Below are 11523 nucleotides of genomic sequence, written 5' to 3' on the forward strand. Positions count from 1 at the left end.
TCAGGTGTAGATGATCTGGCCGCCGGCGGCGTGCTCGTAGAACTCGCCGACCGTGATGACGTCCTGGACCTGCTCGACGAGGTCGTCCTTGTCGAGTTCGAAGAGGTCGACCGATGCCTTGCAGGCGTAGATGCCGGCGCCGGTGTCGGCGATCATCTCGATGAACTCGGGGATCGGCGGGATGTCGAGCTTGTCCATCTTGCGTTCCATGTAGCGGGTGACCAGGTCGGGGACGCCCGGCATGCCTCCCAGGAGGGTGGGCAGGTGCAGGCCCGGGTTGCCGACGGTGGCCAGCTTGATGTGCTCCCAGCGCTTCTTCGTGATGGCGTCGAGGCCGAAGAAGGTGAAGAACAGGTCGGCCTCGATGCCTTCGGCGCGGGCACCGTTGGCCATGATCAGGGCCGGATAGATCCCTTCCAGGGACCCCTTGGAGATAATGATCGAGACCTTCTCGATCGTTGCGGTGTCGGCCATGACGGCATGCTCCTCGATGACAGAGACGGTGGCGGAGGTGATGGCGGAGGTGATGGCGGAGGCGGTGACCGGGAGGTCAGATGCAGCCTCGCGGCTTGGGAATTCCGGCGATCTTCGCTGCGGTCTTGGCGGGCCCCTTGGGGAAGAGCTGGTACAGCTCCTTGACGCTCACGCCGGATGTCTTGCCGAGGACGCGGACCGTGGGGCCTGTGCCCTTGGCGGCGTATTCGGCGCGCATGAAGTGGATGACCGTCCAGTGCCGGTCGGTCAGCGCCTCGATGCCCGCCTCGTGGGCGATCTGCTCGGCCATGGGCTCGGTCCAGCGGTCGGGATCGGTGAAGAATCCCTCGTCGTCGACGGGGACGGCTGTGGAGCCGTAGGTGGCGGTGGGCATGGCGGCGTTCTCCTTCGCTCAGACTGTTCAGGCGTTCAGGCGTTCAGGCGTGGACGTGGTGCTTGCCGTGCTCGGGCATCGCCGAGTCGATGCCGGGCAGTTCCCGGCCGGGCAGGAGGCTGTGCCAGTACAGCCACTCGAAGGCCAGCTTTCCGAGGTGGTTGGCGTGCGACTCCTTCAGCAGCGGCAGGCCGAGAGCGGCCGGGAAGTGGCCTGGCAGCGGTTCGGTGTCGTAGTTGAAGTCGATCAGCAGGGCCTTGTGGAAGCCGGTCTCGACGAAGCAGTTGGTGTGCCCGTCGAAGGTCGCGTCGAGTGGCTGTCCGGCCAGGAAGCGGCCGATGTTGTGGGTGAGCGTCTCGCCCGCGAAGTGGGCCACCGAGCCGGCCTTGGACGCCGGCAGCCCGGCCGCGTCGCCGATCGCGAACACCTCGGGATGCCGGGGGTGTTGGAGGGTGTGCTGGTCGACAGGGATGAAGCCCAGTTCGTCGCCGAGGCCCGGGGAGCGTTCGACGTACTCGGCTCCTCCGTGCAGCGGCACGACCACTGCCAGGTCGAAGGGCACCTCGCGTTCGTCGTACGACAGCAGCCGGCCGCCCTCGCCATCGACTTCGCCGAGCGTGAACTCGGTGACCAGCTCGATGCCCTTGGCCGCCAGCAGCCCGCCCAGCGCCTCGGCGGCTACGGGCTTGGTGAAGGCGCCGTCCAGCGGGGTGGCGTACGTCAGCTGGACCTTGTCGCGGATGCCGCGCCGCTGGAAGTACCAGTCGGCCAGGAAGGCGAACTCCAGTGGCGCGACCGGGCACTTGATGGGCAGGTCGGCCACGTTCACCACGACGCGCCCGCCCTCGAAGTGCTCCAGGGCGTGGTGCAGGCCGACGGCGCCGGGCAGGTCGTAGAAGGTGAAGACCTTCTCGCCCCAGCCGGGACCGGTCAGTCCCTCGGTCTCCTCCGGGAGGAGGGTGGCGCCGGTGGCGACGACGAGGACGTCGTAGGTCATCCGTATGCCGCCGCTGAGGTGCACCGTCCGCGCGTCCAGGTCGACCCGCTCGATGCGTGCCTGTTTGTAGTCGACGGCGGCGTGCAGCTGCTGCGGGCGGGAGCGGACGAGGTGGTGCGGCTGGGCCGCCCCGAAGGGGACGAACAGCAGGCCGGGCTGGTAGACGTGGTCGTCGTCCTGGTCGACCACGGTGATCCGGCAGTCGTCCTCGTCGTACATGCGGCGCAGCCGGTTGGCCGTCAGCGTGCCTCCGGTGCCGCCTCCGAGTATCACGATGTGTGTGCCCATGCCCTCACTGTCGTGCGGGAGATGAGGCCCGGGCATGGGCCACAGGTCCCCATCCGGTACCCACCCGGGTATGTCTTCGCCCCGCCCCCGCAGGCCCGGTGCGCCGCCGGCCCGCCATGAACCTCCTGAGAAAATACCTACCAGGGTATGTCGCGACGGGCTGCCGGCGCGAGGGCCGAACGGCCCCTGGCACACCCCCTCGGCCTCTCGATCAGTAGCGCGGTTCGCGGTCGACTGGAACTGGCAGCAGTCGACGCCGACAAGAGAGGCCCGGCCATGACCGGCACCGCACCTCAGACCCTCCCCACGAACCAGCCGCAGGACGCGGACGTGCACCACTTCGAGGTGACCCACGCCGAAGGCGACATCTACACCGTGGACATCCGCGGCCACCGCTTGCATGTCGACCAGCCCGTCGAGGCGGGCGGCACCGACATCGCACCCACCCCCACCGAGCTGTTCGCCGCTTCCCTGGCCACCTGCGTCGCCTTCTACGCGGGCCGTTTCCTGCACCGCCACGGCCTGGACCAGGCCGGACTGCGCGTCCGTACGGAATTCACCATGGCCACCGACCGGCCCGCCCGCGTGGCCTCCGTGCACGTCACGATCGTCCCGCCGCCCGGACTGTCCGAGCAGCGCCGCGCGGCCCTGCTCGCCGTCGCCTCGCGCTGCACGGTCCACAACACACTGCAGCAGCCACCCGAGATCGGCATTGGGCTGGCACCATGAGCACGCACCTGGCACCGCCCGCCTCCCCCCTTCTGGACCGCATCCGCCGCGGCCTCATCGGCGACGGCGAGGTGCTGGAGGGCCCCTACGGCCCCCGACGCCTCGTCTACGCCGACTACACCGCCTCCGGCCGCTCCCTGGACTTCGTCGAGGACTTCGTGCGCGAGCAGGTGCTGCCCCTCTACGGCAACACGCACACGGAGAGCTCCAGCACCGGGCTGCAGACGACCCGGCTGCGCGAGGACGCCCGGCGGATCATCCGCGACACGGTCGGCGGCACCGAGGACGACCTCGTGATCTTCTGCGGCTCGGGAGCGACCGCGGCGGTCAACAAGCTGGTGGGCATCCTGGAGCTGCGCCGGCCCGACCCGCTGCCGCAGGCCGTACGCCCGGTCGTGTTCGTCGGCCCGTACGAGCACCACTCGAACGAACTGCCCTGGCGGGAGTCGGTCGCCGACGTCGTGGTCATCGGCGAGGACGCGGACGGTCACATCGATCTCGGCGATCTGGAGGCGCAGTTGGTCCGGTACGCCGGCCGGCCGCTGCGCATCGGCAGCTTCTCCGCCGCCTCCAACGTCACCGGCATCCTCACCGACACCGATCGCATCGCCCGTCTGCTGCACGCACACGGCGCGCTGTCCTTCTGGGACTACGCGGCCGCCGCCCCGTACGTTCCCGTCCGGGTCACCGAGAGCGCCCCCGGCGCGGGCGACCACAAGGACGCGCTCTTCCTGTCCCCGCACAAGTTCGTCGGCGGCCCGCAGACCCCGGGCGTACTCGTCGTCCGCCGCGAACTGGTCCGCAACCAGGTGCCCACCGCACCGGGCGGCGGCACGGTCGCCTTCGTCGACCCGATCGGCCACCGGTATCTGGACGACCCGGTCGCCCGCGAGGAGGGCGGCACCCCGGCGATCGTGGAGTCCATCCGCGCCGGGCTGGTCTTCGCCCTCAAGCAGGCCGTCGGCACCGACACCATCCAGGCCGCCGAGGAGCGGCACTGGAAACGTGCACTCGCCCGGTGGGACCGCGACCCCGGCATCGAGATCCTCGGCGACCACCACGCCCGCCGTCTGTCCATCATCTCGTTCCGCATCCGGCACGGCGACCACGCCTACCTGCATCACAACTACGTCGTCGCCCTGCTCAACGACCTCTTCGGCATCCAGGCCCGCGGCGGCTGCTCCTGCGCCGGGCCCTACGGACACCGCCTGCTCGCCATCGACGCCGCCACCTCCCATGCCCTGCTCGACGAGGTCGTCCACGGCTGCGACGGCATCAAACCCGGCTGGATCCGCATCAACTTCAACTACTTCATCAGCGACACCGTCCGCGACTACCTCATCGACGCGGTCGAGCTGATCGCCGCGCACGGCCACCGGCTCCTGCCCGACTACCGCTTCGACCCGCATACCGGCCTGTGGCGCCACCGCACCGGCCCGGCCTCTCCCCCACTGCGGCTGGCCGACGTGCGCTTCACCGCCGACGGACGGATCACCGCGTCGACGGTCCGCCACCACCGGCTGGGCGAGGAAGCGCTGTCGGGCCGGCTCGACCGTGCGCGCGAGGTGCTGACCTGTCGTGCGGATTCCCTCGACGACGGCCCCACCGGGCTGGCGGCCGACTTCGAGCGGATGCGCTGGTTCCCGCTGCCGCCCGTCTGCCTGGAACAAACCCGGACCGGTACCGGTTGAACCGAAGGGATCCAGATACCCCACCGGGTATATGAGAGGAGACCGGAAACCATGCCCACCGTGGAACTGACCAAGGACAACTTCGAGGAGACCGTCACCGGTTCGGAGATCGTACTGATCGACTTCTGGGCCGCCTGGTGCGGACCGTGCCGCCGTTTCGCCCCCGTCTACGACAAGGCGGCCGAGCGCCACCCGGACATCGTCTTCGGCAAGGTCGACACCGAGGCGCAGCCCGAACTCGCCGCGGGCTTCCGCATCTCCTCCATCCCCACCCTGATGGCCGTCCGCGACCGGACCGTCCTGTACTCGCAGCCGGGCGCCCTGCCGCCGCAGGCCCTGGAGGAACTCATCGGAAAGATCAGGGCCGTCGACATGAACGACGTGCGCCGGAAGGCCGCCGCGGGCTCGACGGGAACGAACTGACCTCCAGGGCGCCCATGGCGTCTCCACGGGCGCCCCGGAACGCGGGTTCAGCGACTGCGCAGAGCGGCCAACGCGGCGTCGAGATCGGCCGCGCGCGGGCGGTTGTGCGGCAGCTTGCCGAGCACGGCCGCCATGCCACAGGTGTTCGTGAGGGCGGAGAAGACCAGACCGCCCGCGACACCGGCCGAGATCAGCAGGAGGGCCGGGTGCACGAGCAGGCCGAGGAGGAGCCCCAGGAGCACTACCGTGCCGGCGGTGAAGCGCACCTGGCGCTCCATGCTCCAGCCGGCCCGCGTGTCGCAGGCGGCCGGGGTGTGCAGGTCGTGCCCCTCGGCGGCCCAGGCGCCGGTGCCACCGGAGAGGGTGGCGGTCGGTATGCCCTGCTCGGCCAGGAGCTTGCAGGCGTTCTCGGAGCGGGCGCCGGAGGCGCAGACGACGAGGACGTCACCCTGCTCGGAAGCGTGGCGTATCTCCGGCAGGGCGCGGCGGACGTGGTCCAGCGGGATGTTCAGGGCGCCCGGGAGATGGCCGGAGGCGTACTCGGCAGGCGTGCGCACGTCGATGACGGTGAGTTCGTGCAGCCGGGTGCGGGCCTGCTCGGCGGCGAGGGTGACGGGGGTGGGAGAGCTGGTCATGACAGGTGTGATCCTTAATGGTCGACGCCGCCCCGAACCGGGACGTACAGTACCCCTAGGGGTATTTTCTTTGAGGAGTGGTCGTGGAGCTGGAGCTTGAGGGTGCGGACCTGAAGTCCGTGCTGAACCGCCTGCGCCGTGCGCAGGGTCAGATCTCCGGCGTGATCCGGATGATCGAGGAGGGGCGCGACTGCGAGGACGTCGTCACCCAGCTCGCCGCCGCCTCCCGCGCGCTGGACCGTGCCGGTTTCGCGATCATCGCGACCGGCATGCAGCAGTGCATGACCGACATCGAATCCGGCCGCAAGAACGGCGAGGACGCCCAGCAGATGCGCGCCCGCCTGGAAAAGCTGTTCCTGTCCCTGGCGTGAGGGCTCCCGACGCGGCGGCCCTCACAGCACCGCGTCGATCAGCATGAAGACCGCCACCGCCAGCAGCACCAGCGCGAAGATCCGCTGAAGCGTGTGTCCCGAGACCTTCACGGACAGCCGCTTGCCGTCCCATGCCCCGAGGATCGCAGCCGCGACGAACGGCCCGACGACCGCCCAGTCCAGCCCCTCGACCGTACCGGCGCGCATCGCCAGCGCGGCCAGCGAGTTGACGGTGATGACCAGCAGGCTGGTGCCCACCGCGTTCCGCATCCGCAGGCCCAGCACACTCACCAGCGCCGGTACGGCAAGGAAGCCGCCGCCGACACCGAGGACACCGGTGACCGCGCCGAGCCCGCCACCGGCTGCCGCCACCCGCACCGGCCGCACCGTCACGGTGCCCTCCACGGCCGGCCGGGACCGCAGCATGCGCAGCGCGGCCACTCCCGCCACCACCGCGAAAGCCGCTGTCAGCACGGCCGCCGGGATACGCCCGGCGAGCGCGCCGCCCAGCATCGCCGGACCGATCCCGGCCGCCGCGAACAGCAGCCCCGTACGCCAGCGGACGTTCCCGTCGCGGGCGTGCGCGACCATCGCGGTGACCGAGGTGAGCGTGACGATGACCAGACTCGCGGTCGTCGCAGCGACCGGACTGAAGCCGAGCAGATAGATCAGGGCGGGCACGGCAAGCACACTGCCGCCGCCCCCGAGCGCACCGAGCGCGAGACCGATGACCGCACCCGCGGCCAGGGCGAGTATGAGAGTGCTCACGCGACGGTGCCGTTCCCGCCGCGTTGGTCCACCACCGGCAGACCGGCTCCCGCCCAGTCCCGCATGCCGCCGATCACGTCCACGGCCTCCGCGCCGCGAGTGGCCAACAGTTCCGCGGCCTGCCGGGAGCGGTTGCCGGAGCGGCAGATCACGACCAGGGGCCGCGCCTGCGCCTCGGCGGGCAGCCCGGCCCCGGCGGCCAGTGCCGAGAGGGACAGGTGTACGGCGCGCGGCGCGTGCCCTGCCTGCCACTCGTAGGGCTCGCGCACATCCAGCAGCACGGCGTCACCGCCACTACCGCCGCCGACGGCGTCGCCGTGCCCGGTGCGTATGGCCGCCTCCTGCACGCTCACGCGGCCCGCGCCGCCCCGTTCTCGACGGAAGATGCTCATATCGGTTTCTCGCTCCTGTTTCCATGTCGGCAGTGAAGACCGGTGGGACGCCTACGGCATCCGATGCCGTCAGGCGGTCCGTACGGTGAGTCCCGCCTTCTCGGCCGCGTCGAAGGAGTCGTCCACGGCGACGACCTCGCGACCGGCCGCGTCCAGCAGGGAGGCGGCGATCGCGGCACGCATCCCACCCGCGCAGTGCACCCACACCTCACCGGCGGGCACCTCGCCGAGACGGCGGTGCAGGGCGTGGACCGGGATGTGCACCGAGCCCTCGATGTACCCGGCCGCCCGCTCCGAGCCGCGTCGCACATCGAGGACGACGACACCCTCCACGGGACGCCGACCCGCGAGATCGGCGAACGTCGCACGCCGGAAGGAGGCCGGTGCCGTGCCCTCGGGCACCCAGTCGGCCGGTGCGCCGGTGGCCGCGGCGGCAGGGCGATCGATACCGACCCGGACCAGCTCGCGCTGGGCGGCGGCGAGCTGCTCGCGCGACTCGGCCAGCAGCGTCACGGGCTTGCCCCACGGAATCAACCAGGCGAGATACGTGGCGAGTTGCCCCTCGGCCTCGAAGTTGAACGAGCCGGAGACGTGCCCTTCGGCGAAGGCGACGCGGTTGCGCAGGTCCACCACCCACTCCCCCGCCGCCAGCCGGACGGCTATCTCCCCGGCGTCGGCGACGGCGGGCGGGGTCAGGTCGACGGGCGCAGGTCCGGCGGCGTTGGCCGGGCCCATGTGCGTGTAGTAGGCGGGGATGTCGTCCAGCCCGGCCAGCAGACCGGCGACGAAGTCGTCCACGTCCCGGGTGAGGGCCTCGTTGGACGCCTTCTCCTTGCCGATGGTCGTGTCACTGCCCTCCGCCTGCGAGGACGAGCAGAAGCTGCCGAAGCCGTGCGTGGGCAACACCTCGGTCTCGTCCGGCAGTTCGGCAGCGAGACGGTGTGCGGAGGCGTGCTGGGCGCGGGCGAGCTGCTCGGTCAGCCGAGGCTCCACGAGATCCGGGCGGCCCACCGTGCCGATCAGCAGCGAACCGCCGGTGAACACCGCGACCGCCGTGCCGTTCTCCTCCAGTGCATAGGAGGTGTGGTGCGGAGTGTGACCGGGCGTCGCCACAGCACGCAGGGTCAGCCCGGCATCGGCGTCGATCTCCGTACGGTCGCCGTCCTGTACCGGAATCCGCGCGAAAGAGACCCTGGCCCCGGCAGGGACGAGATAGTCCGCACCCGTGATCCGGGCCAGTTCCAGGCCGCCGGTCACGTAGTCGTTGTGGACGTGCGTCTCGACGACCTGCGCGATCCGCACACCGCGCCGGGCCGCCGCCGCGATCACCTGATCCACGTCGCGGGGCGGATCGACCGCCACCGCCGTCCGCTCACCGCCCGCGAGATAGCTGCGGTTGCCGAGCCCTGACACCTCGATCGCGTCGACGAAGAACACGCGGTACTCCCTTCCAACGAAGAATTACCCCAGGGGGTATGCTTACGACCGTAACACTAGTACCCCGGGGGGTATTTCCAAGGGCAGGGAAAGTCCGGGAAACGCTCCACGAGTACCTCGCAGCCGGCCGGACACCCGTCCCACGCCACGCGAACCGACGAGAAAGGTCATCGCCATGCGCTACGACCGCACAGTCCACCTCGACACCGACTTCGCCACCACCGTCAGCCGCGTCCGCGAAGCCCTCGCCGCACAGGGCTTCGGCATCCTCACCGAGATCGACGTCACCGCCACGCTCAAGGCGAAGCTCGACCACGACATGGAGGACTACGTGATCCTCGGCGCCTGCAACCCGCCTCTGGCCCACCGCGCCCTGGAGACGGACCGCAGCATCGGCCTGCTGCTGCCCTGCAACGTCGTCGTCCGCCGCGACGGCAACCGCACCGCCGTACAGGCCCTCGACCCGAACACCATGGTCGCCCTCACCGGACTCGACGCGCTGCGCCCGGTTGCCGAGGAGGCCACTCGCCGTCTCGACGCCGCCCTCGCCACCCTCACCAAAGACGCCTGACGGCCCCGCCCCGGGACGCCTCCGACCGAACCGTCCAACGTTGCCGCCCCCAACCTCGGTATCCTCCCGAGGATCACGGCAGGGCCGCACGTACTCACTTCCGCCGAGGAGTCGTGGAAGGACCTCAGTGATCACGGTGCAATGGCGCGTTGGCATCGAGGTTCTTGGCGGCAAGTCACTGGTCATTCCAGGTTCTGCGCCGATGAGCGCGACTCTTTGGCCGCTCTAAAGATCCAGGGCAGCCGCGAAGGCAGAGAAAGTGGGCGCCACGACCCGCCACTCGTACAACAGTGGGTTCATCGAGACGTAACTGCCCACGACCCGCGGATCGTGGGCGTCGGTGCGGTAGTCGAGGGCGAGGCCGACGTCATCACCGGGGACTCGGTGCACCGCGACGAAGAACGCCTTCTCGACATCCAACCAGGGCAGTTCGACCGGAGTCTCCTGACCGCCGCCTCGCGCCACGTGCAAAAAGGGCCGCACACCGGTCATCGTCGAAGGTATCCAGTGAACCGGACTCCCATTCCATCTGGCCCGCGGTCGCGAGGAAGTCGACCGGGCTCCCGAACCACGGGATCAGCCTCGCCATCTCGGGGTCGCCCGGATGACGCCACGGGCCTTGATCGAGCAAGGAAGTCAGCCGTGCGGGCAAGGCCAGTCCCCGGACCCTCGCGTACTCCATGGTGGACAGCCTGGCACAGCCCCATGTCGGCCTCTACCGCCTCCGGAGCAGCCACCGGACTCGACGAAACCCGGGGCAGCTCAATCGATCTGTTGAACATTCTGGCCATCGGTCTGCGACCGACTTGGCCTGCCCAGCAGCCTCGGTCTCGCTCAGGACCGCCGCCAAACCAGTCCATCCGCCCCTGCCGCCACCCCCTGGGGGCTGCCATCTGGTTTTAGTTGACCGTGGAAGAGCGTGGACGACCGATCCCCTCCGACGACTTTCTCTCGTCGACCTCCGAGGGAGAGCGCTCCTCGGAACGGACAATGGTCGCGAGCATCCGAGACCTGCCCGCTCCGACCCGCAACCGCTTCCTCAGCGTTTCCGCGGAAATTGGCCGCTGGTACTCCTGCATGTGCCGAATGTTTTCCTCACGAGCACGCTCCAGAAGATCTTTGTCCGGCACCTCCGCATCTTCGCCTTCCTTCAGATCCCCTTCCAAAAGGGGCTTCGTGTCACCTTGAAGCCCCTTGCCGACCCGGCCGTGCGATACCACCCCGTCATCTGAAAGTGGCTGGGCTTCCTCTACGGTCGGTCGTGTTTGCCCTGGACTGGTGCTGCTGATCGCTTGAAGCAAGCCGGGGCCAACTTCGGCCCATCCGATGAGCAGCAGGGGACCAACAGCGTCGAAGGCAGCCTTCCCGAATTGATCATTCAGTAGCGGATCCGTCACGTTCAGCGCCAAGGTCATCAAGCTGGAGAAGACGAGCAGACGACGGGCGGGCCGAAGCAGTTCGGGTCGAGCACCATGAAGCGCCAGATAACGCGTTCCTAGCAGCAGCCCCATGACCGACAAGTCCACCGCCGGGGCCACCAAGGGGGCTACCCATGGTGGTACCCCCAGACGCAGTGCGAGGGCCAACACGTTCCCGAAGCCGAACAAGAACGTCAGACCGACCACCGCGGTCATGATCATGGTCACCGCTCGAAGCGTGATCTTCCGCTCAGCGCCAGTGCTCGATCGATTCCCGGTCGAGTCCACCCCGCCCATCAGACCGCCCCGTCCCACGCTGCAGGACGGAACCGCCCCTCCACCACGAGGCGGCCGTGCCCGTGCTGCAGCGGTTGCGAAACCTGCACCGGGACATCTGCCTTGTCTGGGCCGACGGCGGATACTCCGGCCAACTCTTCGACTGGTGCCGTCAGAAGCTCGCCTTCGCCCTCGAAGTCGTCAGGCGCACCGACGACATGGAGGGGTTCGTGGTGCTACCGAGACGCTGGGTGGTGGAGAGAACACTGAGCTGGCTGATGCATTCGCGCCGTCTGTGCCGGGACTACGAGACGCTCACCGCGACCAGCGAGGCGATGATCCTGTTCTCGATGATCACACGGATGAGCCGCCGCCTGGCCCGGCCACGAGCCGACGGCCGGCACTGAACGCCCCCGACGCCTCCTGGAGCAACCACCCGCGCTCGCCAAGGCGCCTGGCCTTCGACCGCACCCCTTCGACCTTCGCCGCAACCGCGTCATCCATGCCCAGTGCCGCCGCGATGTCCTTGGCCCGTGCCGGCTCACGGTCCGGCCGGTCCTGGAACACGTTCAAAATCCGCTGGTTGTCGAGCGGGAGCACCGATACCGACAGCCCCTCCCGCCACGGCGGAACGATCGATCCCGACACAGACGCGGACA

At 69.4% G+C, this 11523-nt stretch carries 15 protein-coding genes and 1 pseudogene; 6 read left to right on the forward strand and 10 right to left on the reverse strand.

The window, feature by feature from the left end; all coding sequences use genetic code 11:
• The 3 genes from ACIBJH_RS41475 to ACIBJH_RS41485 all read right to left on the reverse strand — a co-directional run bounded on the left by ACIBJH_RS41475 (nt 1) and on the right by ACIBJH_RS41485 (nt 2153).
• Nucleotides 1-474 (reverse strand): DsrE/DsrF/DrsH-like family protein, encoded by a 474-nt coding sequence (locus tag ACIBJH_RS41475; protein WP_399122119.1) that lies wholly within the window; start codon nt 472-474, stop codon nt 1-3.
• 76 nt (nt 475-550) lie between these two features.
• Nucleotides 551-868: a TusE/DsrC/DsvC family sulfur relay protein gene (locus ACIBJH_RS41480; RefSeq protein WP_262063326.1), complete on the reverse strand. Its 318-nt coding sequence runs from the start codon at nt 866-868 to the stop codon at nt 551-553.
• A 43-nt stretch (nt 869-911) separates the two neighbouring features.
• Complete coding sequence (locus ACIBJH_RS41485) at nt 912-2153, reverse strand: NAD(P)/FAD-dependent oxidoreductase (RefSeq protein ID WP_399122120.1); 1242 nt, start codon at nt 2151-2153, stop codon at nt 912-914.
• Nucleotides 2154-2429: 276 nt separating this feature from the next.
• Here ACIBJH_RS41485 and ACIBJH_RS41490 point away from each other — a divergent pair, with 276 nt between their 5' ends.
• From ACIBJH_RS41490 to ACIBJH_RS41500, 3 genes are read left to right on the forward strand one after another with little or no spacing between them, the layout of a single operon-like run.
• Complete coding sequence (locus ACIBJH_RS41490) at nt 2430-2882, forward strand: OsmC family protein (protein ID WP_399122121.1); 453 nt, start codon at nt 2430-2432, stop codon at nt 2880-2882.
• Nucleotides 2879-4573 (forward strand): aminotransferase class V-fold PLP-dependent enzyme, encoded by a 1695-nt coding sequence (locus ACIBJH_RS41495; RefSeq protein WP_399122123.1) that lies wholly within the window; start codon nt 2879-2881, stop codon nt 4571-4573. The genes ACIBJH_RS41490 and ACIBJH_RS41495 overlap by 4 nt, the downstream gene beginning before the upstream one ends.
• A 51-nt stretch (nt 4574-4624) precedes the next feature.
• Entirely contained in the window at nt 4625-4996 is a 372-nt protein-coding gene (locus tag ACIBJH_RS41500; protein WP_399122124.1) for a thioredoxin family protein, read from the forward strand.
• A gap of 47 nt (nt 4997-5043) precedes the next feature.
• On the opposite strand, the gene ACIBJH_RS41505 is transcribed toward ACIBJH_RS41500, so the two are convergent.
• On the reverse strand, nt 5044-5631 hold the full coding sequence (locus ACIBJH_RS41505; RefSeq protein WP_399122125.1) for a rhodanese-like domain-containing protein: 588 nt from the start codon (nt 5629-5631) through the stop codon (nt 5044-5046).
• An 83-nt stretch (nt 5632-5714) separates the two neighbouring features.
• Between ACIBJH_RS41505 and ACIBJH_RS41510 the strand changes: the two genes are divergently transcribed.
• The gene (locus ACIBJH_RS41510; RefSeq protein ID WP_101403955.1) at nt 5715-6002 is read left to right on the forward strand and encodes a metal-sensitive transcriptional regulator; all 288 of its coding nucleotides are present in this window, start codon (nt 5715-5717) and stop codon (nt 6000-6002) included.
• A 21-nt stretch (nt 6003-6023) separates the two neighbouring features.
• Here the strand turns inward: ACIBJH_RS41510 and ACIBJH_RS41515 are convergent, their stop codons facing one another.
• The 3 genes from ACIBJH_RS41515 to ACIBJH_RS41525 all read right to left on the reverse strand — a co-directional run bounded on the left by ACIBJH_RS41515 (nt 6024) and on the right by ACIBJH_RS41525 (nt 8599).
• Nucleotides 6024-6770 carry a sulfite exporter TauE/SafE family protein gene (locus ACIBJH_RS41515; protein ID WP_399122126.1) on the reverse strand — a complete coding sequence of 249 codons (747 nt, stop codon included), beginning with the start codon at nt 6768-6770 and terminating at the stop codon, nt 6024-6026.
• Complete coding sequence (locus ACIBJH_RS41520; RefSeq protein ID WP_399122127.1) at nt 6767-7162, reverse strand: rhodanese-like domain-containing protein; 396 nt, start codon at nt 7160-7162, stop codon at nt 6767-6769. Before ACIBJH_RS41520 ends, ACIBJH_RS41515 begins: the two co-directional genes overlap by 4 nt.
• Nucleotides 7163-7231: 69 nt before the next feature.
• The gene (locus ACIBJH_RS41525) at nt 7232-8599 is read right to left on the reverse strand and encodes a rhodanese-like domain-containing protein (protein WP_399122128.1); all 1368 of its coding nucleotides are present in this window, start codon (nt 8597-8599) and stop codon (nt 7232-7234) included.
• 175 nt (nt 8600-8774) lie between these two features.
• Between ACIBJH_RS41525 and ACIBJH_RS41530 the strand changes: the two genes are divergently transcribed.
• Nucleotides 8775-9170 carry a DUF302 domain-containing protein gene (locus ACIBJH_RS41530; protein WP_399122129.1) on the forward strand — a complete coding sequence of 132 codons (396 nt, stop codon included), beginning with the start codon at nt 8775-8777 and terminating at the stop codon, nt 9168-9170.
• A 225-nt stretch (nt 9171-9395) separates the two neighbouring features.
• Here the strand turns inward: ACIBJH_RS41530 and ACIBJH_RS41535 are convergent, their stop codons facing one another.
• Both ACIBJH_RS41535 and ACIBJH_RS41540 read right to left on the reverse strand, forming a co-directional pair.
• On the reverse strand, nt 9396-9653 hold the full coding sequence (locus ACIBJH_RS41535) for a hypothetical protein (RefSeq protein ID WP_399122130.1): 258 nt from the start codon (nt 9651-9653) through the stop codon (nt 9396-9398).
• Nucleotides 9654-10069: 416 nt separating this feature from the next.
• Nucleotides 10070-10810: a SpdA protein gene (locus tag ACIBJH_RS41540; RefSeq protein ID WP_399122141.1), complete on the reverse strand. Its 741-nt coding sequence runs from the start codon at nt 10808-10810 to the stop codon at nt 10070-10072.
• Between the two features lie 131 nt (nt 10811-10941).
• Here ACIBJH_RS41540 and ACIBJH_RS41545 point away from each other — a divergent pair, with 131 nt between their 5' ends.
• A complete protein-coding gene (locus ACIBJH_RS41545) occupies nt 10942-11271 on the forward strand; it encodes a transposase (protein ID WP_399122131.1) in 330 nt (109 codons plus the stop codon).
• On the opposite strand, the pseudogene ACIBJH_RS41550 reads toward ACIBJH_RS41545, so the two are convergent.
• A pseudogene (locus ACIBJH_RS41550) lies at nt 11219-11523 on the reverse strand (hypothetical protein); the annotation flags it as partial. The gene ACIBJH_RS41545 and the pseudogene ACIBJH_RS41550 sit on opposite strands and share 53 nt — an antisense overlap.

This window comes from Streptomyces sp. NPDC050548 (genome assembly GCF_044457385.1).
Taxonomy (GTDB): domain Bacteria; phylum Actinomycetota; class Actinomycetes; order Streptomycetales; family Streptomycetaceae; genus Streptomyces.